Source organism: Streptomyces sp. NPDC053560 (genome assembly GCF_044544605.1).
In the GTDB taxonomy this organism is placed as follows: domain Bacteria; phylum Actinomycetota; class Actinomycetes; order Streptomycetales; family Streptomycetaceae; genus Streptomyces.
The window spans coordinates 416,711-439,685 of record NZ_JBITXI010000002.1 but is presented as its reverse complement, the minus strand read 5'-3'; the positions used below and the strand labels follow the sequence as shown (position 1 = coordinate 439,685).

The window sequence follows — 22,975 nt, the reverse complement described above, 5'->3', positions numbered from 1 at the left end:
GGGCTACTCGGCCGCCGCCAGCAGCCGGTCCGCGATCTCCTCGATGCGGGCACGCAGCCCCTCCTGGCTCTTGCTGCCGTCCAGCCGCTCGCCGCCGATGACGTACGTGGGCGTGCCGGTCACGCCGATCGCCTTGCCCTCGGCCTGGTCCGCGTCGACGATCAGCAGGTGCCGCCCGTCGATCAGCGCGGTGTCCAGCTCCTCGGCGTCCAGGCCCAGCTCCCCGGCCACCTTCACCAGCAGCTTCTCGCCCTGCTTCGCCAGTTCCGCGGTACGGCCGAGCACGGCCTCCACGTACGGCCACCCCTGGCCCTGCTCGATGGCCTCCTCGGCGGCCTGCGCGGCGGCGTAGGCGTGCTTGTGCTTCTCCAGCGGGAAGTGGCGCAGCCGGATGTCCAGCCGGTCGCCGTAGCGCGCACGGAGCGCGTGCAGGTCGGCGAGGGCGGTGTGGCAGTCCGGGCACTGCAGCTCGCACCAGACGTCCAGGACGATGGGGAGGGCGGCCTCGGCGGGGGAGGGGGCGTCGTTCATGGGGCCAGTCTTCCAGCCTCCGCGGCCCCGGCCGCACAGCCCCCGAGGCGGCTGCCCACCGGCACTTGCGGAGGATCCGGACCCCGAGATGTCCCCGAGGACGCCCCGGACCATGGCCGGTACGGCGTGCGAGGGGGCACGATGGAGGGGAAACCGCATCACAGCAGGAGGATCCGATGCTGACCTCGACCGTCTGCGCCGCTCTGTCGGTGGCCGGCCTGGGCATCGCCGCGCTGACCGCCTTCCGCAGGCGCTTCCTGGCCGCGACGCGCATCGCCGCCTTCGCGCTCATCCCCGCCGGGCTGGTCATGACCGGCATCATCGACTGGATCACGGGGCTGGTGCTCAAGCCGACCGTGTGGGCGGGCTTCGGCCTGCTGGCCCTCTCGGTCCTGCTGTTCCTCGTGAGCCGCTTCGCCGAGCGCCGCTCCGGGCGGCGGAGGGAACGCCGGGCGGCCGCCCCGGCGCAGCCCGGTACCGCGGTGGCCCCGGGCGCCTCGGTGCCTTCCTTGGGTGCGGGACGTGAGCCCGCCCGCCGACCCGCCGCCGAGCCGGCCCGGCAGGGCGGCGGCGAGGACGACTTCTCCGATATCGAAGCCATCCTGAAAAAGCACGGGATCTGAGGAAGTCCCCCTCTCCCGGGGGAACCGCCCGCCGCTCGCGGAGACCTGCTGCGTCATGATCTCCGCGAGATGAACGACGAGTGCGCCCTGCCCCGGGAGAACACTCCCCGGGCCACCGACCCTGTTTCTCCGTCCCGCGGCTGCCTGTTCGCGCTGTCCCAGCCGCCCCTGATGCTGTTCCTCACCGTCATCGGTGTCCTGCTCATGATCGGCGCCGTGCACGACCTCTTTTGGCTGTGAGGACGGTGAGCGGACCGTGCCGGGCGGGGCTGCGAGCGGCCGGGTCCCGCCCCCCCCGCCGGCTCAGCCCGCTGCCTCCCGGCGGCGCGCCCGATAGGCGGCGACGTGCAGGCGGTTTCCGCAGGTCCGGCTGTCGCAGTAGCGGCGCGAGCGGTTGCGCGAGAGGTCGACGAAGGCGTGCCGGCAGTCCGGTGCCTCGCAGCGCCGCAGCCGCTCCCGCTCCCCGGCGACGACCAGGAACGCCAGCGCCATCCCGCCGTCGGCCGCGAGGTGGTCGGCCACCGAGGCGCCCGGCGCGAAGTAGTGCACGTGCCAGTCGTACCCGTCGTGGTCGGTCAGCCGCGGTGTGGTCCCGGCCGCCGCGACCAGGGCGTTCAACAGTTCCGCCGCCGACCGGTCGTCGTCGGCCGCGAAGACCTCGGCGAAGCGCGCCCGTACGGACCGCAGGGAAGCGAGGTCCCGTTCGCCGAGCGTGCCCACGTCGCTGATGCTGTTGCGCGCGACGAATTCCCTCAGCTCCGCCACGTCGCTGAGCCTGTCGGGGGCCGCCGGGGCCCCGTCCTCGGGCGCGGTGTTCAGGAGGTCGACGACCGCCTCCAGCGCGCACCGGCTGTCGTGGGTGATCATCACGGTTGCTCCCAGGCCGGGAGGGGCGGGCCCTGCCGCCCCCGGGATCAATGGGCGGTGGCCGGCGATCTGCAGCGATCGGCCGGCCACCCCCTTGTGCCGAATGGTCGCCGACTCTAGCGCTTCCAACAAGGCCGGGCGGACACGGTGGCGGAGGCGTGCGCGGTGTGCGGGGCACGGCGTCCGGGCCGGTCAGCGCGGACGGCGCCGCCGCCACGGTGGATTCCGCGGCGGCGGCGCCGGTGCTTGCCGTATGAACTTGTCCGTCCTGCGCCGTCTCCCCGAGTCGGACGGCGCGAGTGGTGAGCGGGTTGACGCGGTTTGCGGCCGCGGGTCTCCTCAGCTCTCCGCGAGGATGTGGGAGAGCTCCGTGTCGAGATCGAAGTGACGGTGCTCGGTGCCCGGCGGAACCGCGGCATCCGTGCGCTTCAGGAAGGATTCCAGGGCCCGCGCCGGGGCTTCGAGCAGTGCCTCGCCCTCCGGAGAGCTCAGGGCGATGCAGACGACGCCCTGACCATGACTCCGGGACGGCCAGACGCGGACGTCGCCGGTGCCGGTGGGCCGGTGCAGGCCCTCGGCGAGGAGGTCACGGGCGAATACCCACTCGACCGTCTCCTCGGCTCCGGTGTGGAAGGTGGCGTGCACGGCATAAGGATCGGCCGTGTCATACCGCAGGCCCGCAGGTACAGGCAGTGAGGACTCGCTCGACACAACGAGGCGCAGGTGCAGCTCGCAGCTGACCGTGGTGTTCATACGCCAGGGCCTTTCGCTCAGTGTGCGCTCGGGGGTTCGCACGTCGGCGAAATCGACATGCCACCTACGGTGGCGTTGTAAACCCCTCTGACTGTTTTGGGTGGCTTCGAGTACCTCTTACGGCGGAGTCCCGGATCCTCCCGAGCGTTCATGCGGGGGAGTGGAGCGTCGGGTAGGTTTGCGAGTATGAGTGCGGAGAGTGACGGGGGCCGTGGCGCGAGCACCGGAGGTGCGACGGCAGTCCCGCAGAAGCTCGGGTCCAAGGCGCCGCATTTCGTGAAGCGCTCCCGGACCCTCCACATGAGCTGGCAGGTGGCGATCTTCATCGTCGGGCTCGCGGTGGTCGTCGGCGGCATCATCATGCTGCCGCTGCCGGGCCCCGGCTGGCTGGTGATCTTCGCCGGCATGGCGATCTGGGCGACCGAGTTCGTCTGGGCGCAGCTCGTCCTGCGCTGGACCAAGCGCAAGGTCACCGAGGCCGCCCAGCGGGCCCTCGATCCCAAGGTCCGCCGCCGCAACATCATCCTCACCACGGTCGGCGTCGTGATCGTGGTCGCGGCCCTCGCGGTGTACGTGTGGCAGTTCGGCTTCGTCATGCCCTGGAAGATCAGTCGGTGACCGTGGTCATGAGCCCCGCTGACATGCGGTAATGTTGGCGGTGCGCCAGGCCGAGAGGCACCGGCGCCCCGGGCGATTAGCTCAGTGGGAGAGCGCTTCGTTCACACCGAAGAGGTCACTGGTTCGAACCCAGTATCGCCCACCCGGATCAAGAACCCGGAGGTCTCGTACCTCCGGGTTCTCGGCGTTTCCGGACCTCCCGCGCGGCACACTGGTCCCATGTCCGACCGGCCGGTCCGCCCGCATCACTACCGCTTCCGCAGCGTCTGGCTGCTGGACGCGCCGCCCGACGCCGTCCTCGCCGCCCTGGAGCGCCCCGAGACCTACCCGCGCTGGTGGCCCCAGGTCGCCGAGGTGCAGCAGACCGGCGAGCACTCCGGCACCGCCCGCATCCGCTCCGTGCTGCCCTTCAGCCTGCGGATCGCCGCCCGCGAGGCCCGCCTGGACCGGGCGGCCGGCGTCCTGGAGACGGAGCTGCACGGCGACATCGACGGCTGGGCCCGCTGGACGGTCGGCCCGCACGGCTCCGGCACCCGCGCGCTCTACGAGCAGGAGGTCGAGGTGCGTAGGCCGTTCATGCGCCTGCTGGCCTACCCCGGACGCCCGTTCTTCCGCCTCAACCACGCCCTGATGATGCGGGCCGGCCGGCGCGGACTGGCCGCCTGGCTCGACGGCCGGCAAGGAATTTGAACGGAGCCCCCCGCGACCTGTATTGTTCAGCTCGTTCGCGGGGGACACCCCAAGAACCCCGGGCGATTAGCTCAGTGGGAGAGCGCTTCGTTCACACCGAAGAGGTCACTGGTTCGAACCCAGTATCGCCCACAAGTGCGAGGGTGAAGCGTGCTTGCCAACAGTGCAAGCCGCTTCGCCCTCGTCGTGTTTTACATGGCTTCGCCACCCGCACCCCCCGCACATAGGGCCGGACCGGCATCAACGGTCAGGCCTTCTGCATGCGTTCACCCGCGCAAGCTCACTCGCGTACGTTCACGCCGCCGCCGGCAGGTCCGGGCGGAGCGGCCAGTGCGGGTCGACCGGCTCCTCCGTGCCGTTGCGCGCGAACCACGCCTGCAGGCCCCGCGCCTGCGCCGCGTGCCACACCGCCTGCAGCGCGTGCAGCTCCGCCACGCTCAGCCCTTCGAGGCGCGTCGCGAACATCTGCCCCACGGCCCGTACGACCTGCAGCGCCGCCGTCGCGTCCGCCGCCGCCTCGTGCGCCCCCGACAGCTCGACGCCGTACTGCTCGCACAGGTCCGTCAGCGTCCGGCGGCCCTTGCGGTACCGGTCCAGATGCTTGTCCAGCACCCGCGGATCCAGCACGCACAGCGACTGCGTACCGAGATATGTCGCCAGCGACGACGCGCGGTGCCGCCGCAACTCGCGGTCCAGCAGCGTCAGATCGAACGGCGCGTTCATCACGACCAGTGGCCGCCCCGCCATCGCCTGCTCCGCCAGGGACCGCGCTATCTCCTCCATCACCGGCGCAGGCCACCGGCCGTTCATCGCCAGATGCCCGGCCGTCAGGCCGTGCACCGCCGTCGCCGCCTCCGGGATGTCCACACCGGGATTGACCAGCCAGCGCATGACCCGCGGAGTCGAGCGGGGCGTCTCCTGGACGACGAGGGCGGCGGAGACGATGCGGTCCTGCTCCACATCGATCCCCGTGGTCTCCGTGTCGAAGGCGGCAAGTGGCCCGTCGAACCAGCTCGGCATTGTCCCAACTCCTCGCGCTCCTGCGGCGGGTGGCCTGCCCCGGGCCGCCCGAGCTGGTGATACCCGGCCCTCACGGTTGTCGAACCGCCCTTGTTTGCGGACCACTTGACACGGAGACAACACAGAGGAGACCGCCGCCTCAGCCGCGGTCCGCCGGACCGCCGTGCGGCCCGGCCACTCCCTTCCACCCACCCGACCCGCACCACCGCAACGCCCGGAAGGCACAGGAGCGATGACGCTCGCGCAGCCCGAACCGGGTGGGCTGTCAGCCGCAGGCGGGCGGTACCCCCGGTCCGAAGGGGGTCCGGTACCGCTGCGCGGCCAGCTCGCCACCACCGCCTCCATGGAGACCCTCCAGGTGGGCTACCTCCACGCCGTGGCCGCTGCCGCGGGCTGTTCGCTCGCCCAGCCCTTCCCGGACAACGGCATCGACTGGCACGTCAGCCACAGCGCGCCCGGCCACACCATCGACGACGAAGTGACCATCAAGGTGCAGCTCAAGTGCACCTACCAGGTCCGGCCGCGCCCCCCTGGGGCGAGCTTCGGCTTCACGCTGGACAACGAGCACCTCGTGAAGCTGGCCCGGACACCCGTGGCGGTGCACAAGATCCTCGTCGTGATGCTCGTACCGCGCAGCCCCGAGGACTGGCTGCTGGCGAGCCACGACCGGCTCGAACTGCGGCACTGCTGCTACTGGATCAACCTGGCGGGCCGGCAGGCCACCGGCAGGCGCAAGACCACAGTGCGGATCCCGACCACGCGGGTCTTCGACGACCGCGCGCTCAGCGAGATCATGACGCGGGTCGGGGCGGGAGGGAGACCCTGATGTACCGGCCGACCGAAGACCACCCCTTTCCCGTTCCCGACCCCGCCCGGGTCGACCCGGGCGTGCTCACCGCTCTGCTGGCGCGGCACGGCTGGCGGCGCCGGGGCGGCCCCCAGGGCCGGTACGCGCGCTGGACCCCGCCCGGCGGCGCCGGCGGCACCAGCCTCCTCGTGCCCGGGGCGGCCGGCTACCCCGACAGCGCCGATCTGCTCGCCGAGGCACTGGACGCGCTCTCCCGCAGCGCCGCGCCCTCGGCCCGCGAGGTCCTCGTCGGCCTCGCGCTGCCCAGCGACGAGGTGCGCTGGGAGCGCGACACCCCCGACGAGGGCTCCGGCGCGACCCTGTGGACCGCGCAGGAACGGCTGCGCGCCGCGGCCCGCTCCCTGCTGGTCGCCGGCGCGCTCGGCACGTACGGGAAGGCCGGGTACTACGGCGCCCGGCACAAGCGGCAGGCCGAGGCGTTCCTCGACCAGGTGCTGGTCGGCCCGGCCCCCGCCGGCCGCCGGCTCACCGCGTACGTACCGGTCCGCGCGGGCCGCGGCTCGGTCGCCGGACTCCAGCGGGCGCTGCACGCGGCGCGCGACGCCACCGACTACCAGCGCGCGACGGGCGGCATGGAGGCCTACGAGGCGGCCGTGGAGCTGGGCGTCTGCCACGAGCTGACCGAGGCGCTGATCTCCCTGGTGCGCGGCGCCGAAGGGGTCCGTATCTCCCTCGCCTGGTCACCGGCCGAAGGCCCGCCGCCGGGCTGCCCGGCCCGGCCCGAACCGGTCGAGTTCACCCCCGGCGACCTGCCCGCGCTGCAGCAGGCCGCCCAGCGGTACGTACGGGACGAGCCCTCACTGGCCGTGCGGGTGACCGGCACGGTCGTACGGATGCGCCGCGACCGTCCCGACGGCCCGGGCGCGGTACGGCTGCGGGTCCTGGCGGGCGCCGATGTGGCGCAGGTCAGGGTCGCGCTCGGCGAGGAGGACTACCGGATCGCGGGTCATGCGCACCTCCTCGGGCTGCCGGTCCGGGTGACCGGCCGGCTGGAGAGCCGCGGCGGCTTCCGCCGGATAACGGGCGCCCGCGACCTCACGCCCGTCCAGGTCGACGAGGCCGAGCGGGACCGGCTGCTGAAGTCGCTGCAGGAGAACCTGGACCACTTCGAGGAGGCGTGCGGCGGGGAGTGAGCCGGCGGGGCGCGCCGCCCTCGGCCGCGGCGCGCCCCGCTTTCGTGCGCCGGGGTGCGTCGCCTTCGTACGCCGGGCCCCGTCAGCGGTGCGCATACAGGTCGCGCAGCAGGGCGATCTCCGCGCCGTGGTGGATCGCCTCCCGGTTGATGTGGAGCACCGGCTCGGCCGTCGGCGACTCGGCGAACTCGTCCTCCGCCGGGCCGCAGGGCCGCGCCAGCCCCTCCTCGCCCAGCCCGCGCACGCCGTCCCGCCAGGCCGCGTACGCCGCGTCGAGCTGCTCCAGCGCGCCCTGCGCCGAGCCCGCGTACGCGAAGCTCTCGTAGTCCGTTTTCGGCCCGCCGAAGTGGTTCGCGACGCGCATCCCAAAGACCCCGACGATGATGTGGGCGTCCGCCACCGGCTCCCAGAAGTACTCCTCGCCGGTCAGCCCCTCCAGGCGCCCGCGCAGCTGGTGGCGCCAGTGCCGGTCGAGCTGCTCCGTCAACCTGTCGTTCCGGCGGATGGCCATGGCCCGACGGCAGGGGCGCCCCGCCCGGCGCGTGGCGGAACGCGCCGGGCGGGGGAGGCGCCGCCGGAATACCGTTTCGCGAGGCGGCCCGGTGGCTCGGTACGATTCGGGGAGCGCAGCGATCGCTGCCGCCCAGCAGACATACGTCAGGAGAGACCGGTGTCAGACGTCCGTGTGACCATCCAACGCGATTCCGAGCGGGAAGAACGCGTGGTGACCACGGGCACTACGGCCGCCGACCTCTTCCAGGGCGAGCGCAGCATCGTCGCGGCGCGGGTGGCCGGAGAGCTCAAGGACCTCGCGTACGAGGTCGCCGACGGCGAGACCGTCGAGCCCGTGGAGATCACCTCCGAGGACGGTCTGAACATCCTGCGGCACTCCACCGCGCACGTGATGGCGCAGGCCGTGCAGGAGCTGTTCCCGGACGCCAAGCTCGGCATCGGCCCGCCGGTCAAGGACGGCTTCTACTACGACTTCGACGTCGAGACCCCGTTCACCCCCGAGGACCTCAAGCGCATCGAGAAGAAGATGCAGGAGATCCAGAAGCGGGGCCAGCGTTTCTCGCGCCGGGTCACCACCGACGAGGACGCCCGCGAGGAGCTGGCGGCCGAGCCGTACAAGCTGGAGCTGATCGGCCTCAAGGGCAACGCCGGCGAGGCCGCCGAGGGCGCGGACGCCGAGGTCGGCGCCGGCGAGCTGACCATCTACGACAACCTCGACGCCAAGACCGGCGAGCTGTGCTGGAAGGACCTCTGCCGCGGTCCGCACCTGCCCACCACCCGGAACATCCCGGCATTCAAGCTGATGCGCTCCGCCGCCGCCTACTGGCGCGGCAGCGAGAAGAACAAGCAGCTGCAGCGGATCTACGGCACCGCCTGGCCGACCAAGGACGAGCTCAAGGCGTACCTGGAGTTCCTCGCCGAGGCCGAGAAGCGCGACCACCGCAAGCTGGGCGCGGAGCTGGACCTGTTCTCCATCCCGGAGGAGATCGGCTCGGGCCTGGCGGTCTTCCACCCCAAGGGCGGCATCATCCGCCGGGTCATGGAGGACTACTCCCGGCGGCGCCACGAGGAGGCGGACTACGAGTTCGTCTACAGCCCGCACGCCACCAAGGGCAAGCTGTTCGAGAAGTCGGGCCACCTGGACTGGTACGCCGACGGCATGTACCCGCCCATGCAGCTCGACGAGGGCATTGACTACTACCTCAAGCCCATGAACTGCCCGATGCACAACCTGATCTTCGATGCGCGCGGCCGCTCGTACCGTGAACTGCCGCTGCGCCTCTTCGAGTTCGGCACGGTGTACCGGTACGAGAAGTCCGGCGTGGTGCACGGCCTGACCCGCGCCCGCGGCTTCACCCAGGACGACGCGCACATCTACTGCACCAAGGAGCAGATGGCGGACGAGCTGGACGCCACGCTCACCTTCGTCCTGGACCTGCTGCGCGACTACGGCCTGACCGACTTCTACCTGGAGCTGTCCACCAAGGACCCGGAGAAGTTCGTCGGCTCGGACGAGGTCTGGGAAGAGGCCACCGAGACGCTGCGCAAGGTCGCCGAGAAGCAGGGCCTGCCGCTGGTCCCGGACCCGGGTGGCGCCGCGTTCTACGGCCCGAAGATCTCCGTGCAGACCAAGGACGCCATCGGCCGTACCTGGCAGATGTCCACGGTCCAGCTGGACTTCAACCTGCCGGAGCGCTTCGACCTGGAGTACACCGCGCCGGACGGCTCCAAGCAGCGGCCCGTCATGATCCACCGTGCCCTGTTCGGCTCCATCGAGCGGTTCTTCGCGGTGCTGCTGGAGCACTACGCGGGTGCGTTCCCGGTCTGGCTGGCCCCGGTCCAGGCGACCGGCATCCCGATCGGCGACGCGCACGTGCCGTACCTGGAGGAGTTCGCGGCCGAGGCCAAGAAGAAGGGCCTGCGCGTCGAGGTCGACTCCTCCTCGGACCGGATGCAGAAGAAGATCCGCAACGCGCAGAAGTCCAAGGTCCCGTACATGATCATCGCGGGTGACGAGGACGTCGCGAACGGCGCGGTCTCCTTCCGCTACCGCGACGGCTCGCAGGAGAACGGCATCCCGAAGGACGAGGCCATCGCCAAGATCCTCAAGGCGGTCGAGGAGCGGGCCCAGGTCTGATCCGCAACCGCCGCCGACGGCCCCCGGAGCGCGCCCCGCGTCCTCCGGGGGCCTTCTGCTGTCCGGACCCGCCGACGTCAGGTCGACGGGTGAAGTCATATGCTGCTCAACATGACGACTGAGCCGGAGCAGCAGATCGGAGTCGGGACCCAGGACGCCTTCCAGCGCCTGTGGACGCCGCACCGGATGGCCTACATCCAGGGTGAGAACAAGCCGACCGGCCCGGGTGCCGACGACGGCTGTCCGTTCTGCACGATCCCCGCGAAGTCGGACGAGGACGGGCTGATCGTCGCCCGCGGCGAGCACGTTTATGCGGTGCTCAACCTCTACCCGTACAACGGCGGCCACCTGATGGTCGTGCCCTACCGGCACGTCGCCGACTACACCGAGCTGGACGACGCCGAGACGGCGGAGCTGGCGAAGCTCACGAAGCAGGCGATGGCGACGCTGCGCGCGGCGTCGGGCGCGCACGGCTTCAACATCGGGATGAACCAGGGCGGCGTCGCGGGCGCGGGCATCGCGGCGCACCTGCACCAGCACGTCGTCCCGCGCTGGGGCGGCGACACCAACTTCATGCCGGTCGTGGGGCACACCAAGGTGCTGCCGCAGCTGCTGGCGGACACCCGCGCGATGCTGGCGGACGCCTGGCCGGCGGCCTGACGCGGCACCACCGGTCATGAGGGTGGCCGGTACGGATTCCCGTACCGGCCACCCTCATGCCGTGTGTGCCGCCGCGCTCACGCGTCGTACGCGTCCGCCTTCCGCGGCGTCGGGTCCTGCACCGCACCGCTGAGGACCAGCGAGCGGTTGTCGAAGCGGGTGATGTCCACGCCGTTCTCCTGCAGGACGCTCATCGCCGCGGAGTGCACCACGCGCAGGACGGGCGTGGCGGCGCGCAGCGCGTCGTCCGCCATGAAGCGGTGCCGCCAGGGCTTGTCGGCCCAGACGTGGCGCAGCCCGAACGGCTCGGGGAGCGCGAGCTTGCCGCCGAGGAAGTCCAGGACCGGGGGGAACCAGGTCAGCGGGGCGCGGGCGGCGAGGCGGACCACCTCGCTCGTGTCGATGAGCGGCAGTGTGGAGGTCCTGGTCTCCCAGAACTTCACCGTCTTGTTGACCGTGACGGTCTTGGGGCTGGGCTTGCCGAGGAAGAGGCCGTTGACCGGGCCGAGGGCGTGGCCGGTGACCTCGATGCGCAGCGTCTCGTGCAGCACGGTGACGGTGATCAGCAGGGTCAGTACGAGCTGGCCGTCCCAGAGGACGAACTGCACGCCGAGGTAGTGGCGGTTGCCGGCGCCGAACTGCTGCTCGTTGCAGATCCGCTCTATCTCGTGCGGGCGGATCTGGTACGCGTCGGTGTCGGTGCCCTCGGGGCGGGCGACCGTGTCGGCGCCCTCGGCGACGGGGACGACGACCCAGTGGCGTACGGAGGGGGCCTGGCCGAAGCCGCCGGTGTGCAGCGGGCTGCGCTCCAGGAGCTTGAGCCGGTCGTGGATGACGCGGATGACGTCCCAGCTGCGGAAGGGGTGGATCTCGGAGCCCTCTTCGGCGGGCCGCAGCTCCTCGGCGAGCTGCCAGCTGCCCCAACGGGTGCCCATGCCGAGTATGCCCTTGGGGCCGGCGTAGAAGACGACGTTGCTGTTCTGCTCGGCGCTGAGCTTGGCGAGGTTCTGGCGGAGCTGTTCGGCGGCGGTCTGGGTGGGGTCCTGGGGCACCGCCTCGGGGATCTTCGCGCCGATGCCGCCGCCGCCCAGGATGCCGCTCCAGGCTTCGCGGAGGTCGACCGCGGTGCGCTCGCAGATCCGCTTGGCCCACCACCAGCCTATGACGGGGGCGACGAGCATCAGCCGGACGTAGATCATCCAGAAGCTGTCGAAGGGCAGCTTGATCAGGAAGATCAGGATGATGCCGCCGAGCGCGACGAGCAGCACCGTGCCGAGCGCGCTCTTGCCCTTGTGGGTGGACTTGTCCAGGATGCGCTTGAGCTGGAAGAGGCCGAGCCAGAGCAGGACACCGGGCAGGAAGAGCAGCCCGAAGACGACCATGAGGATCGTCAGCTTGGTGTCCCGCTCCTTGCGGATGCGGCTGGCGGCGAGGCAGTGCTCGACGACGGTCTGCGGCTCTATGCCGAAGGACTGGATCAGCGCCTTGCGGCCGCCGCCGAGCATGCGGACCTGGACGGCGCGGGAGAACGCCTCGCCGAGGTTCGGTTCGAACAGCGAGAGCTTGGGCTTCTTGATGTCCGACGTGGCGGTGTCGGAGTCGGCCTTGGAGATGTCCGAGAGCGGACTGTCCCGGTAGGCGGCCGAGGCCAGCGCCTGGGTCGCGGCGGTCTGGCCCGCGCCGCCGGCGATCGGTACCTGTGCTCCCGGACTGAAATCGAAGCCGTCCATCGTCGTCACCAAGGCCCCCTCGCCGCCGTCTGCCCCTGCCGTGGGCGCGCTTCCCGGAGGACGCCCCTAGGCGCCCTTCCCACCGGCCGCCCCCGGCACACCTGCTGAGCTGGACCTCAGCGTACAGCCGGCGTGCTGCCCAAGGGAGTTGAGCGTACGCCCCGGGGCAGGACGCCGGCCGTTCCGCCGGCCTCGGACGTGCGAACTAGCCGCCGTTCTCCTGCTTTTCGCGCTCCTCCCGGATCCTGGCCGCGAGCTGCGGCGGCATCGGTTCGTGCCGGGCGTAGCGGCGCTGGAAGCGGCCGGTGCCGTGCGAGAGTGACCGGAGATCGACGGCGTAGCGGCCGATTTCGTACTCCGGGACCTCGGCGCGCACCACGGTGCGGCCCGCGCCGGACTGCTCGGTGCCCACGACGCGGCCGCGCCGCCCGGACAGGTCGCTCATCACCGGGCCCACGTAGTCGTCGGCGACCAGGACGGTGACCTCGGCGACCGGCTCCAGGAGGTGGATGCGCGCCTCGGCGGCGGCTTCGCGCAGCGCGAGGGCGCCCGCGGTCTGGAACGCGGCGTCGGAGGAGTCGACGGAGTGCGCCTTGCCGTCCAGCAGCGTCACCCGTACGTCGACGAGCGGGTACCCGGCCGCGACGCCGCGCGTCGCCTGGGCCCGTACGCCCTTCTCCACGGACGGGATGAACTGGCGGGGCACCGCGCCGCCCACGACCTTGTCCACGAATTCGATGCCGCTGCCGCCGGGCAGCGGCTCCACCTCGATCTCGCAGATCGCGTACTGGCCGTGGCCGCCCGACTGCTTGACGTGCCGGCCGCGCCCGGCGGCCTTGGCGCCGAACGTCTCCCGCAGCGAGACCTTGTGCGGTACGGCGTCGACCTGCACCCCGTACCGGGAGCGCAGCCGCTCCAGCGCCACGTCCACGTGGGCCTCGCCCAGGCACCACAGGACGACCTGGTGGGTGTCCTGGTTCTGTTCCAGGCGCATCGTGGGGTCCTCGGCGACGAGCCGTGCCAGGCCCTGGGAGAGTTTGTCCTCGTCCGCCTTGCTGTGCGCCTGGATGGCGACCGGCAGCAGCGGGTCGGGCATGTCCCAGGGCGCCATGAGCAGCGGCGCCTCCTTGGCGGAGAGGGTGTCGCCGGTCTCGGCGCGGGTGAGCTTGGCGACGCAGGCCAGGTCGCCGGCGACGGCCTTGGTGAGCGAGCGCTGCTGCTTGCCGAAGGGCGCGGACAGCGCGCCGATGCGTTCGTCGACGTCGTGGTCCTCGTGCCCGCGGTCGGCGAGCCCGTGCCCGGAGACGTGCACGGTCCGGTCCGGGAGGAGGGTGCCGGAGAAGACCCGTACGAGCGACAGCCGGCCGACGTACGGGTCGGACGAGGTCTTGACGACCTCGGCGACCAGCGGGCCCTCGGGGTCGCAGGTCAGGGCGGGCCGGGGCGCGCCCTCGGGGGTGGTGACGGCGGGGGCCTCCCGCTCGGCGGGGGTGGGGAACCCCCGGGTGATCAGCTCCAGCAGCTCGACGGTGCCCAGTCCCTCCTTGCTGCCCTCGGCGGCGGGCGCGGCGGCGAGCACCGGATGGAAGCTGCCGCGTGCCACGGCGGTCTCCAGATCACCGATGAGCGTCTTGATGTCGATGTCCTCGCCGCCGAGGTAGCGGTCCATCAGGGACTCGTCCTCGCTCTCGGCGATGATCCCCTCGATCAGACGGTTCCTGGCCTCCTCGATGAGGGGCAGCTCCTCGGGCTCGGGGTCACGCTCCTTCCGGACGCCGGTGGAGTAGTCGTACACCCGCTGCGTGAGCAGCCCGATCAGGCCGTGCACGGGGGCGTGGCCGTCGGCACCGGCCGCGCCGTACAGCGGGAGGTACAGCGGCAGTACGGCGTCGGGATCGTCGCCGCCGAAGGACGTGCCGCAGGTCCCGGTCATGCTGTCGAAGTCGGCGCGGGCCGCTTCGAGGTGGGTGATCACTATGGCGCGGGGCATGCCGACCGCCGCGCACTCGTCCCAGACCATGCGGGTGGCGCCGTCCACGCCGTCCGCAGCGGAGACAACGAAGAGGGCCGCGTCCGCTGCCCGCAGACCGGCCCTCAGCTCCCCGACGAAGTCGGCGTATCCGGGGGTGTCCAACAGATTGATTTTGATGCCGTCCCATTCGACAGGGACCAGGGAGAGCTGTACCGAGCGTTGCTGGCGGTGCTCGATCTCGTCGTAGTCGGAGAGGCAGCCGCCGTCCTCCACCCGGCCCGCCCTGTTGACCGCGCCCGACGCCAGCGCTAGGGCTTCGACCAGGGTCGTCTTCCCCGATCCGCTGTGGCCGACCAGCACCACGTTCCGTACGGAGGAGGGGTGGTCGACCGCCGCTGCCCTGCCGGCGGCTCCTGGATGTGTGCTCGTCTTGTCGCCCATGTGTCTCGCCTCCAGGTCGACACTCTGCGGTGCTCCGAGCTTTCCACCGAGGTCATGGTGCGTCCATACATCGCACAAGGGACGATGAGGGATCTTGGGGGTGTCCAGGGATCATGCAGGACAAGCCCGAACGAGTGGTCCGGGCATGTGTGTGCGGCCGCCAACTTCCGCCGCCAGCTGTGCTCATGGCCCTCGGGCCGGTCCCGGGCGACTGCGCCGGGCGGGTGGCGGGGGAGACCCCGGCGGGTGCGCGGGTCGTCCGCGAGCCGTGGTGCGTTCGCAAAGCGCCGAGGACGGCTGGCTACGATGGGCCAGCCGGTGGCCCCATTGACCGCGCGGCCCGCACACAACCTCCGGGAAGGCCATGCTGAACAAGTACGCGCGTGCGTTCTTCACGCGTGTTCTCACGCCGTTCGCCGCCCTGCTCATCCGTCTCGGCATCAGCCCCGACGTGGTCACCGTCCTCGGCACCGCCGGGGTGGTCGCCGGAGCCCTGGTCTTCTATCCGCTCGGCGAGTTCTTCTGGGGCACCGTCGTCATCACCCTGTTCGTCTTCTCGGACCTGGTCGACGGCAACATGGCACGGCAGCTGGGCCGGTCCAGCCGCTGGGGCGCGTTCCTGGACTCCACCCTGGACCGGGTCGCCGACGCGGCGATCTTCGGTGGGCTCGCCCTCTGGTACGCGGGCCGCGGCGACGACCTGCTGCTCTGCGCCGTGACGATCTTCTGCCTCGCCTCCGGCCAGGTCGTCTCGTACACCAAGGCCCGCGGCGAGAGCATCGGCCTCCCGGTGAACGTCAACGGCCTCATCGAACGCGCCGAACGCCTGGTCATCTCCCTGGTGGCCTGCGGCTTCTCCGGCCTGCACAAGTTCGGCGTGCCCTGGATCCAGAACCTGCTCCCGATCGCCCTGTGGATCGTGGCCGTCGGCAGCGCGGTCACCCTCGGGCAGCGGGTGGTCACCGTACGCCGGGAGTCCGCCGAGGCGGACACCGTGGGGGGAGAGAGCGCGTGATCAACAGGGAACGGCTCACCGACGCCCTGTACGGACTGGGCTGGGCCACGGTCAAGAAGCTCCCCGAACCGGTCGCCGTACGGCTCGGCGAACGCATCGCCGACACCGTCTGGAAGAAGCGCGGCAAGGGCGTGCAGCGCCTGGAGGCCAACCTCGCCCGCGTCGTCCCGGATGCCACCCCGCAGGCCCTCACGCGCCTGTCCCGGACCGGCATGCGCTCGTACATGCGGTACTGGATGGAGTCCTTCCGCCTCCCGGCCTGGAGCCTGGACCGGGTCCGCGACGGCGTGGACGTCCAGGAGGTCCACCGCCTCACCGAGGCCCTGGACAGCGACCGCGGCGTCATCCTCGCGCTGCCCCACATGGGCAACTACGACCTCGCCGGCGTCTGGGTGACCCGAGCCCTCGGCGTTCCCTTCACCACCGTCGCCGAGCGCCTGAAGCCCGAATCCCTCTACGACCGGTTCGTCGCCTACCGCGAGAGCCTGGGCATGGAGGTCCTGCCGCACACCGGCGGCGCGGCCTTCGGGATACTCGCCCGGCGGCTGCGCGCCGGCGGCCTGATCTGCCTGGTCGCCGACCGCGACCTGTCCGCATCCGGCATCGAGGTGAAGTTCTTCGGCGAGGCCGCCAAGATGCCCGCAGGACCCGCCATGCTCGCGCTCCAGACCGGCGCGGTACTGCTGCCGGTCACCCTGTGGTACGACGGTACGCCCGTCATGCGGGCCCGTGTGCACCCCGGGATCGAGGTACCCGAGACCGGTACACGTACGGAGAAGGCCGCCGCGATGACCCAGGAGTTGGCCGACGCCTTCGCCGCGGGCATCGCCGAGCACCCGGAGGACTGGCACATGCTGCAGCGTCTGTGGCTCGACGACCTGGAGCCGCGCGGTGCCGGCGACCGCGGGACGGAGGCCTCGTGAGGATCGGCATCGTCTGCCCCTACTCGTGGGACGTCCCCGGCGGCGTCCAGTTCCACATCCGCGACCTCGCCGAGCACCTCATCCGGCTCGGCCACGAGGTCTCCGTACTCGCCCCGGCCGACGACGAGACCCCGCTTCCGCCGTACGTCGTCTCCGCCGGACGTGCCGTCCCCGTCCCGTACAACGGTTCGGTTGCCCGGCTCAACTTCGGCTTCCTCTCCGCAGCCCGGGTACGGCGCTGGCTCCACGACGGCGCGTTCGAGGTCATCCACATCCACGAACCGGCCTCCCCCTCGCTCGGCCTCCTGGCCTGCTGGGCGGCGCAGGGCCCCATCGTGGCGACCTTCCACACCTCCAACCCGCGCTCCCGCGCCATGATCGCCGCGTACCCGATCCTCCAGCCGGCCCTGGAGAAGATCAGCGCCCGCATCGCGGTGAGCGAATACGCCCGCCGCACCCTCGTCGAACACCTCGGCGGTGACGCGGTCGTCATCCCCAACGGCGTCGACGTCGACTTCTTCGCCCGCGCCGAGCCGAAGGAGGAGTGGCAGGGGCGGACCATCGGCTTCATCGGCCGCATCGACGAGCCCCGCAAGGGCCTCCCCGTCCTCATGAAGGCCCTCCCCGAGATCCTCGCCGAGGTCCCCGACGCGCGCCTCCTCGTGGCCGGCCGCGGTGACGAAAAGGAAGCGGTCGCGGACCTTCCTGCGGAGTTCCGCGACCGTGTGGAATTCCTCGGCATGGTCACCGACGAGGACAAGGCGCGGCTCCTTCGCAGCGTTGACCTCTACGTCGCCCCCAACACCGGCGGCGAGTCCTTCGGCATCATCCTCGTCGAGGCGATGTCGGCGGCGGCCCCCGTCCTGGCCAGCGACCTCGACGCCTTCGCCCAGGTCCTGGACCAGGGAGAGGCGGGCGAACTCTTCACCAACGAGGACGCGGGTGCGCTCGCCGCTTCGGCCGTACGGCTGCTGCGTGACCCGGCCCGGCTCGCGGAGCTCCGCGTACGCGGCAGCCGCCACGTACGCCGCTTCGACTGGTCGACGGTCGGCGCGGACATCCTCGCCGTGTACGAGACGGTGGCGGACGGCGCGGCTGCCGTGGACACGGACGAGCGCGTGGGGCTGCGGGCGCGGTGGGGGCTGGCGCGCGACTAGTGTCTGCGCGACCGGCGTCTGCGCGACCGGCGTCTGCGGGACCAGCGTTTCGCGGGTGTGCCGTGTTGCCGCCGGGGGCGGCGCCGTTGCGCCTGCGGCGGGCGGTGCCGCTGCGCGGGGCTTTCGGGTGCGGTGACGGACCTCCGCGGGGGGGGGGGGGGGGGGGGGGGGGGGGGGGGGCGCGCCCCCCCCCCCCCCCCCCCCCCCCCCCCCCCCCGGCGGGGGGGGGGGGGGGGGGGGGGGGGGGGGGGGGGGGGGGGGGGGGGGGGGGGGGTGGGGGGGGGGGGGCGCCCCCGGGGGGGGGGGGGGGCGGGCGGGGCCGGGGGCCCCCCCCCCCCCCCCCCCCGCTACGGCCCGCCCCCTCCCGTTGTGGTGGGTGGGAAAGACAGGTCGCGCGGGGCGACGGGACGCGCCGAACGCGATAGGGGCCGCCACCCCGACGGCCCCCGGCTCTTGTCGTTCCACCATCCACCGACGGGAGGGGACGGGCCGGATCGGGTGGGGTACCGGACGTCAAGCGAAGCAGTCCGGTACCCCACCCGCGGAGGCCCGGCACCGTGACGCCGAGCCCCGCGCAGCGGTAACCGCCCGCCGCAGGCGCAACGGCGCCGCACCCGGCAACGTACGGGCACCCCCGCACCCGGGGGCGTACGGGCACCCCCGCACCCGGGGGCGTACGGGCACCCCCGCACCCCGGCAGCACAAGCGCCCCTGCGAGGACCGGTAACGTGACGGCCCGTGACCACACTCATCTGGGTCGTCGTGGCCCTCGTCGTCATCGGCGTGTACCTCAGCTGGACAGCCGGCAGGCTGGACCGGCTGCACGCGCGCATCGACGCAGCCCGCGCCGCGCTGGACGCGCAGCTGCTCCGGCGCGCGTCCGTCGCGCAGGAGCTCGGTACGTCCGGCGTCCTCGACCCCGCCGCCTCGATCGTGCTGTACCAGGCCGCGCACGAGGCACGGCAGGCCGAGGAGGATCAGCGGGAGGTCGCCGAGAGCGCGCTCAGTCAGGCGCTGCGCGCGGTCTTCGACGAGGCCGAACAGGCCGACGCCGTACGGGAGGCCCCCGGCGGCGAGCAGACGCTCACGGAACTGACCGCGGCCGTGCGGCGCGTCCCCATGGCCCGCCGCTTCCACAACGACGCCGTGCGCGCGGCCCGCGCCGTCCGCCGGCACCGCGTCGTACGCTGGTTCCGCCTCGCGGGCCACGCCCCGTTCCCGATGGCGTTCGAGATGGACGACGAGGCCCCGGCGGCACTGGGGGAACGCGCGGCGGCCTGAGCGCCGCGCCGGTGCAAGCGGCCGGCGCGGGCCCGTACAGAACCCCTGGTGGGGCCGCCAAGAGCCACCGCCCTGCAATTGGCCCTTTTCACCTGCCGTACACAAACGGTTCTCTAGGTGCAGCAGCACAACCACCCGCACTTAGTGAGGTCAATCGTGTCCACCACGCCCACCACGCCCCAGACCCCGGAGACCGGTACCGCCCGCGTCAAGCGCGGCATGGCCGAGCAGCTCAAGGGCGGCGTGATCATGGACGTCGTCACGCCGGAAGAGGCGAAGATCGCCGAGGACGCCGGCGCCGTCGCGGTCATGGCCCTGGAGCGCGTCCCCGCGGACATCCGCAAGGACGGCGGCGTGGCGCGGATGTCCGACCCTGACATGATCGACGGCATCATCAACGCCGTCTCCATCCCCGTCATGGCCAAGTCCCGCATCGGCCACTTCGTCGAGGCCCAGGTCCTCCAGTCCCTCGGCGTGGACTACATCGACGAGTCCGAGGTCCTCACCCCCGCCGACGAGGTCAACCACTCCGACAAGTGGGCCTTCACCACCCCCTTCGTCTGCGGTGCCACCAACCTCGGTGAGGCCCTGCGCCGCATCGCCGAGGGCGCGGCCATGATCCGCTCCAAGGGCGAGGCCGGCACCGGCAACGTCGTCGAGGCCGTCCGCCACCTCCGCCAGATCAAGGGCGAGATCGCCAAGCTGCGCGGCTGCGACAACAACGAGCTGTTCGCCGCCGCCAAGGAGCTGCGCGCCCCGTACGAGCTGGTCAAGGAGGTCGCGGAGCTGGGCAAGCTGCCCGTCGTCCTCTTCTCCGCCGGTGGCGTCGCCACCCCCGCCGATGCCGCGCTGATGCGCCAGCTCGGCGCCGAGGGCGTCTTCGTCGGCTCCGGCATCTTCAAGTCCGGCGACCCCGCCAAGCGCGCCGCCGCGATCGTGAAGGCCACCACCTTCTACGACGACCCGAAGGTCATCGCGGACGCCTCCCGCGACCTGGGCGAGGCCATGGTCGGCATCAACTGCGACACGCTCCCCGAGGCGGAGCGGTACGCCAACCGCGGCTGGTGAGCAAGGAGCCGGTGAGTACGTACACGAGCGAGCGAAGCGAGGCCGGTGCATGAGTGACCGCACTCCCACCATCGGCGTGCTGGCGCTCCAGGGCGACGTTCGCGAGCACCTCACGGCGCTCGCGACCGCCGACGCCCTGGCGCGGCCGGTGCGCCGCGCCGAGGAACTGGACGGCATCGACGGCCTGGTCATCCCCGGCGGCGAGTCCACGACCATGTCCAAGCTGGCGGGCGTCTTCGGCATGCTGGAGCCGCTGCGCGCCTTCATCCGCGCGGGCAAGCCGGTCTACGGCACCTGCGCGGGCATGATCATGGTCGCGGAGAAGATCCTGGACGGCCGTGACGACCAGGAGACGTTCGGCGGCGTCGACATGATCGTGCGCCGTAACGCCTTCGGGCGGCAGAACGAGTCCTTCGAGGCGGCCGTCGACGTCGCCGGGATCGACGGCGGACCGGTCGAGGGCGTCTTCATCCGCGCGCCCTGGGTCGAGTCGGTCGGCGCCGAGGTCGAGGTACTGGCCGAGCACGGCGGTCACATGGTGGCCGTCCGGCACGGTAACGTCCTCGCCACGTCCTTCCACCCGGAGCTCACCGGCGACCACCGGGTCCACGCGTTCTTCGTGGACATGGTGCGTCGGGCGGCGTGACGGCGTCTGGGTAGGATCTAGGGCGTTCGTTTTCAGAAGTTGGTTACGCGAAGGAGACAGGCGGATGTCCGGCCACTCTAAATGGGCTACGACGAAGCACAAGAAGGCCGTGATCGATGCCAAGCGCGGCAAGCTCTTCGCGAAGCTGATCAAGAACATCGAGGTCGCGGCGCGCATGGGCGGCGTCGACATCGAGGGCAACCCGACCCTCTACGACGCCATCCAGAAGGCGAAGAAGCAGTCGGTCCCGAACAAGAACATCGACTCCGCGGTCAAGCGCGGCGGCGGCCTCGAGGCCGGCGGCGCCGACTACGAGACGATCATGTACGAGGGTTACGGCCCGAACGGTGTCGCGGTGCTCATCGAGTGCCTCACCGACAACCGCAACCGTGCCGCCTCGGACGTGCGCGTCGCCATGACCCGCAACGGCGGCTCCATGGCCGACCCGGGTTCGGTGTCCTACCTGTTCAACCGCAAGGGCGTCGTCATCGTCCCCAAGGCCGAGCTGACCGAGGACGACGTGCTGGCCGCGGTCCTGGACGCGGGGGCCGAGGAGGTCAACGACCTCGGCGAGTCCTTCGAGGTGCTCAGCGAGGCCACCGACGTGGTCGCGGTCCGTACCGCGCTGCAGGAGGCCGGCATCGACTACGACTCGGCCGACACCAACTTCGTCCCGACCATGCAGGTTGAGCTGGACGAGGAAGGCGCGAAGAAGATCTTCAAGCTGATCGACGCGCTGGAGGACAGCGACGACGTCCAGAACGTCTTCGCCAACTTCGACGTCTCGGACGAGGTCATGGCCAAGGTGGACGCGGACGCGTAAGCGCCGTACACGGCCGCGTAAGCCACGCTCGGCCGCGGTACTGGCCGACACGGCCGGGGTTTCGGCCGACGTGACGGGCCGGCAGGGAACACGCCCTGCCGGCCCGTCACGCGTTGTCAGTGCCACCCGATACTGTGCTGAGCAGGGGATCTCCGCTCCCCCGTGGTGGGGGTGGAGGGCCGAAACGGTACGGCGGCGGTGGCGGCAGCGCGGCATGAGGGGAGGGGATCACTCGTGAAGGTGCTGGGCGTGGACCCGGGGCTGACGCGCTGCGGTGTCGGTGTGGTCGACGGCGTGGCCGGACGGCCGCTGACGATGGTGGGTGTCGGGGTGGTCCGTACCCCCTCCGACGCCGACATCGCGCACCGCCTCGTCCTCATCGAGCGCGGCATCGACGAGTGGCTCGACGAGCACCGCCCCGAGTACGTGGCCGTGGAGCGCGTCTTCAGTCAGCACAACGTCCGTACGGTCATGGGGACGGCCCAGGCCAGCGCGGTGGCCATGTTGTGTGCCGCCCGTCGCGGCCTGCCCGTCGCGCTGCACACCCCCAGCGAGGTCAAGGCCGCCGTCACCGGCTCGGGCCGCGCCGACAAGGCCCAGGTCGGCGCCATGGTGACCCGGCTGCTGCGGCTGTCGGCGCCCCCGAAGCCGGCCGACGCCGCGGACGCGCTGGCGCTGGCCATCTGCCACATCTGGCGCGCCCCCGCCGTCAACCGACTTCAACAGGCCCAGGCGCAGGCCCGGACCGCGCCCCGGCGCACCCCGCCCCCCGCGCGCTCCGCCGGTACGCCACGTGCCGCCGGTGCCTCCCGCACCCCCGCCCCCGTACGCAGCACCACCCGTATCCCGAAGGGCACGTCATGATCGCCTTCGTTTCCGGCCCGGTCGCGGCCCTCGCCCCCGATGCCGCCGTCGTCGAGGTCGGCGGCATCGGCATGGCCGTCCAGTGCACCCCCGGCACCCTGTCGGGGCTGCGCATGGGGGAGCAGACCCGGCTCGCCACCTCCCTCGTCGTACGGGAGGACAGCCTCACGCTGTACGGCTTCGCGGACGACGACGAGCGGCAGACCTTCGAGCTGCTGCAGACGGCGAGCGGCGTCGGGCCGCGGCTGGCCCAGGCCATGCTCGCGGTGCACTCCCCGGACGCGCTGCGCCGCGCGGTCTCCACGGGCGACGAGAAGGCGCTCACCGCCGTGCCCGGCATCGGCAAGAAGGGTGCGCAGAAGCTGCTGCTGGAGCTGAAGGACCGTCTCGGCGAGCCGGTCGGCAGCGCCGGGCCCGCGATCGGCAGCCCGGTCACGGCCGGCTGGCGCGACCAGCTGCACGCCGCGCTGATCGGCCTCGGGTACGCCACCCGCGAGGCCGACGAGGCGGTCGGCGCGGTCGCCCCGCAGGCCGAGGCGGCCGTGGCGGACGGCGGTACCCCGCAGGTCTCGCAGCTCCTGAAGGCGGCGCTGCAGTCGCTGAACCGGGCGCGCTGACCGGCCGCCTTACCGGGTACCTCTA

Annotated in this window: 24 protein-coding genes and 2 tRNA genes; 19 read left to right on the top strand and 7 right to left on the bottom strand. The window is 71.8% G+C overall.

Annotated elements, in window-relative coordinates; all coding sequences use genetic code 11:
- Positions 1-3 precede the first annotated feature (3 nt).
- Entirely contained in the window at positions 4-531 is a 528-nt protein-coding gene (locus tag ACIGQF_RS05230) for a DsbA family protein (protein ID WP_399705718.1), read from the bottom strand.
- 176 nt (positions 532-707) lie between these two features.
- Here ACIGQF_RS05230 and ACIGQF_RS05225 point away from each other — a divergent pair, with 176 nt between their 5' ends.
- Together ACIGQF_RS05225 and ACIGQF_RS05220 are read left to right on the top strand one after the other, a co-directional pair.
- The gene (locus tag ACIGQF_RS05225; RefSeq protein ID WP_399705716.1) at positions 708-1,154 is read left to right on the top strand and encodes a hypothetical protein; all 447 of its coding nucleotides are present in this window, start codon (positions 708-710) and stop codon (positions 1,152-1,154) included.
- Between the two features lie 69 nt (positions 1,155-1,223).
- Positions 1,224-1,394: a hypothetical protein gene (locus ACIGQF_RS05220; protein WP_361565174.1), complete on the top strand. Its 171-nt coding sequence runs from the start codon at positions 1,224-1,226 to the stop codon at positions 1,392-1,394.
- A 63-nt stretch (positions 1,395-1,457) separates the two neighbouring features.
- Here ACIGQF_RS05220 and ACIGQF_RS05215 read toward each other — a convergent pair whose 3' ends face one another.
- Together ACIGQF_RS05215 and ACIGQF_RS05210 are read right to left on the bottom strand one after the other, a co-directional pair.
- On the bottom strand, positions 1,458-2,024 hold the full coding sequence (locus ACIGQF_RS05215) for a CGNR zinc finger domain-containing protein (RefSeq protein ID WP_361565176.1): 567 nt from the start codon (positions 2,022-2,024) through the stop codon (positions 1,458-1,460).
- A gap of 336 nt (positions 2,025-2,360) precedes the next feature.
- The gene (locus ACIGQF_RS05210; protein WP_003959770.1) at positions 2,361-2,774 is read right to left on the bottom strand and encodes an SsgA family sporulation/cell division regulator; all 414 of its coding nucleotides are present in this window, start codon (positions 2,772-2,774) and stop codon (positions 2,361-2,363) included.
- 186 nt (positions 2,775-2,960) lie between these two features.
- Between ACIGQF_RS05210 and ACIGQF_RS05205 the strand changes: the two genes are divergently transcribed.
- The 4 genes from ACIGQF_RS05205 to ACIGQF_RS05190 all read left to right on the top strand — a co-directional run bounded on the left by ACIGQF_RS05205 (position 2,961) and on the right by ACIGQF_RS05190 (position 4,214).
- A complete protein-coding gene (locus tag ACIGQF_RS05205) occupies positions 2,961-3,392 on the top strand; it encodes a TIGR02611 family protein (RefSeq protein WP_399705713.1) in 432 nt (143 codons plus the stop codon).
- Between the two features lie 70 nt (positions 3,393-3,462).
- Positions 3,463-3,534: transfer RNA gene (locus ACIGQF_RS05200), tRNA-Val, on the top strand.
- 77 nt (positions 3,535-3,611) lie between these two features.
- Positions 3,612-4,082, top strand: coding sequence for an SRPBCC family protein (locus tag ACIGQF_RS05195; protein WP_399705710.1), 471 nt, complete (start codon positions 3,612-3,614; stop codon positions 4,080-4,082).
- A 60-nt stretch (positions 4,083-4,142) separates the two neighbouring features.
- Positions 4,143-4,214: transfer RNA gene (locus ACIGQF_RS05190), tRNA-Val, on the top strand.
- A 162-nt stretch (positions 4,215-4,376) separates the two neighbouring features.
- On the opposite strand, the gene ACIGQF_RS05185 is transcribed toward ACIGQF_RS05190, so the two are convergent.
- Complete coding sequence (locus ACIGQF_RS05185; RefSeq protein ID WP_399705709.1) at positions 4,377-5,102, bottom strand: 3'-5' exonuclease; 726 nt, start codon at positions 5,100-5,102, stop codon at positions 4,377-4,379.
- A 232-nt stretch (positions 5,103-5,334) separates the two neighbouring features.
- Here ACIGQF_RS05185 and ACIGQF_RS05180 point away from each other — a divergent pair, with 232 nt between their 5' ends.
- Both ACIGQF_RS05180 and ACIGQF_RS05175 read left to right on the top strand, forming a co-directional pair.
- Positions 5,335-5,928 carry a DUF4365 domain-containing protein gene (locus ACIGQF_RS05180; RefSeq protein WP_399705706.1) on the top strand — a complete coding sequence of 198 codons (594 nt, stop codon included), beginning with the start codon at positions 5,335-5,337 and terminating at the stop codon, positions 5,926-5,928.
- Positions 5,928-7,103: a hypothetical protein gene (locus tag ACIGQF_RS05175; protein WP_399705704.1), complete on the top strand. Its 1,176-nt coding sequence runs from the start codon at positions 5,928-5,930 to the stop codon at positions 7,101-7,103. Before ACIGQF_RS05180 ends, ACIGQF_RS05175 begins: the two co-directional genes overlap by 1 nt.
- 82 nt (positions 7,104-7,185) lie before the next feature.
- Here the strand turns inward: ACIGQF_RS05175 and ACIGQF_RS05170 are convergent, their stop codons facing one another.
- Positions 7,186-7,614 carry a DinB family protein gene (locus ACIGQF_RS05170; protein WP_399705702.1) on the bottom strand — a complete coding sequence of 143 codons (429 nt, stop codon included), beginning with the start codon at positions 7,612-7,614 and terminating at the stop codon, positions 7,186-7,188.
- A 159-nt stretch (positions 7,615-7,773) separates the two neighbouring features.
- Here ACIGQF_RS05170 and thrS point away from each other — a divergent pair, with 159 nt between their 5' ends.
- A complete protein-coding gene (gene thrS / locus ACIGQF_RS05165) occupies positions 7,774-9,753 on the top strand; it encodes a threonine--tRNA ligase (RefSeq protein ID WP_399705699.1) in 1,980 nt (659 codons plus the stop codon).
- A 99-nt stretch (positions 9,754-9,852) separates the two neighbouring features.
- Positions 9,853-10,413 carry an HIT family protein gene (locus tag ACIGQF_RS05160; protein ID WP_399705698.1) on the top strand — a complete coding sequence of 187 codons (561 nt, stop codon included), beginning with the start codon at positions 9,853-9,855 and terminating at the stop codon, positions 10,411-10,413.
- A gap of 77 nt (positions 10,414-10,490) precedes the next feature.
- Here the strand turns inward: ACIGQF_RS05160 and ACIGQF_RS05155 are convergent, their stop codons facing one another.
- Together ACIGQF_RS05155 and ACIGQF_RS05150 are read right to left on the bottom strand one after the other, a co-directional pair.
- Entirely contained in the window at positions 10,491-12,143 is a 1,653-nt protein-coding gene (locus tag ACIGQF_RS05155; RefSeq protein ID WP_399706372.1) for a hypothetical protein, read from the bottom strand.
- A 205-nt stretch (positions 12,144-12,348) separates the two neighbouring features.
- Positions 12,349-14,556, bottom strand: coding sequence for an elongation factor G-like protein EF-G2 (locus ACIGQF_RS05150; RefSeq protein ID WP_399705695.1), 2,208 nt, complete (start codon positions 14,554-14,556; stop codon positions 12,349-12,351).
- A gap of 364 nt (positions 14,557-14,920) precedes the next feature.
- On the opposite strand from ACIGQF_RS05150, the gene pgsA reads away from it, so the two are divergent.
- The 9 genes from pgsA to ruvA all read left to right on the top strand — a co-directional run bounded on the left by pgsA (position 14,921) and on the right by ruvA (position 22,950).
- Complete coding sequence (gene pgsA, locus ACIGQF_RS05145) at positions 14,921-15,571, top strand: phosphatidylinositol phosphate synthase (protein ID WP_361565203.1); 651 nt, start codon at positions 14,921-14,923, stop codon at positions 15,569-15,571.
- Positions 15,571-16,494, top strand: a complete 924-nt coding sequence (locus ACIGQF_RS05140; protein ID WP_399706370.1) for a phosphatidylinositol mannoside acyltransferase — start codon at positions 15,571-15,573, stop codon at positions 16,492-16,494. Before pgsA ends, ACIGQF_RS05140 begins: the two co-directional genes overlap by 1 nt.
- Positions 16,491-17,651 (top strand): glycosyltransferase family 4 protein, encoded by a 1,161-nt coding sequence (locus ACIGQF_RS05135; RefSeq protein ID WP_399705692.1) that lies wholly within the window; start codon positions 16,491-16,493, stop codon positions 17,649-17,651. The genes ACIGQF_RS05140 and ACIGQF_RS05135 overlap by 4 nt, the downstream gene beginning before the upstream one ends.
- Positions 17,652-18,389: 738 nt before the next feature.
- Positions 18,390-18,932, top strand: coding sequence for a hypothetical protein (locus ACIGQF_RS05130; protein WP_399705690.1), 543 nt, complete (start codon positions 18,390-18,392; stop codon positions 18,930-18,932).
- Positions 18,933-19,088: 156 nt separating this feature from the next.
- Positions 19,089-20,000, top strand: coding sequence for a pyridoxal 5'-phosphate synthase lyase subunit PdxS (gene pdxS / locus ACIGQF_RS05125; RefSeq protein WP_361562191.1), 912 nt, complete (start codon positions 19,089-19,091; stop codon positions 19,998-20,000).
- A 49-nt stretch (positions 20,001-20,049) separates the two neighbouring features.
- Positions 20,050-20,646 (top strand): pyridoxal 5'-phosphate synthase glutaminase subunit PdxT, encoded by a 597-nt coding sequence (gene pdxT, locus ACIGQF_RS05120; protein WP_399705687.1) that lies wholly within the window; start codon positions 20,050-20,052, stop codon positions 20,644-20,646.
- 64 nt (positions 20,647-20,710) lie between these two features.
- Positions 20,711-21,469: a YebC/PmpR family DNA-binding transcriptional regulator gene (locus ACIGQF_RS05115; RefSeq protein WP_361562193.1), complete on the top strand. Its 759-nt coding sequence runs from the start codon at positions 20,711-20,713 to the stop codon at positions 21,467-21,469.
- A gap of 234 nt (positions 21,470-21,703) precedes the next feature.
- Entirely contained in the window at positions 21,704-22,333 is a 630-nt protein-coding gene (ruvC, locus tag ACIGQF_RS05110) for a crossover junction endodeoxyribonuclease RuvC (protein ID WP_399705685.1), read from the top strand.
- Complete coding sequence (gene ruvA, locus ACIGQF_RS05105) at positions 22,330-22,950, top strand: Holliday junction branch migration protein RuvA (protein ID WP_399705683.1); 621 nt, start codon at positions 22,330-22,332, stop codon at positions 22,948-22,950. Before ruvC ends, ruvA begins: the two co-directional genes overlap by 4 nt.
- Positions 22,951-22,975: the final 25 nt, after the last annotated feature.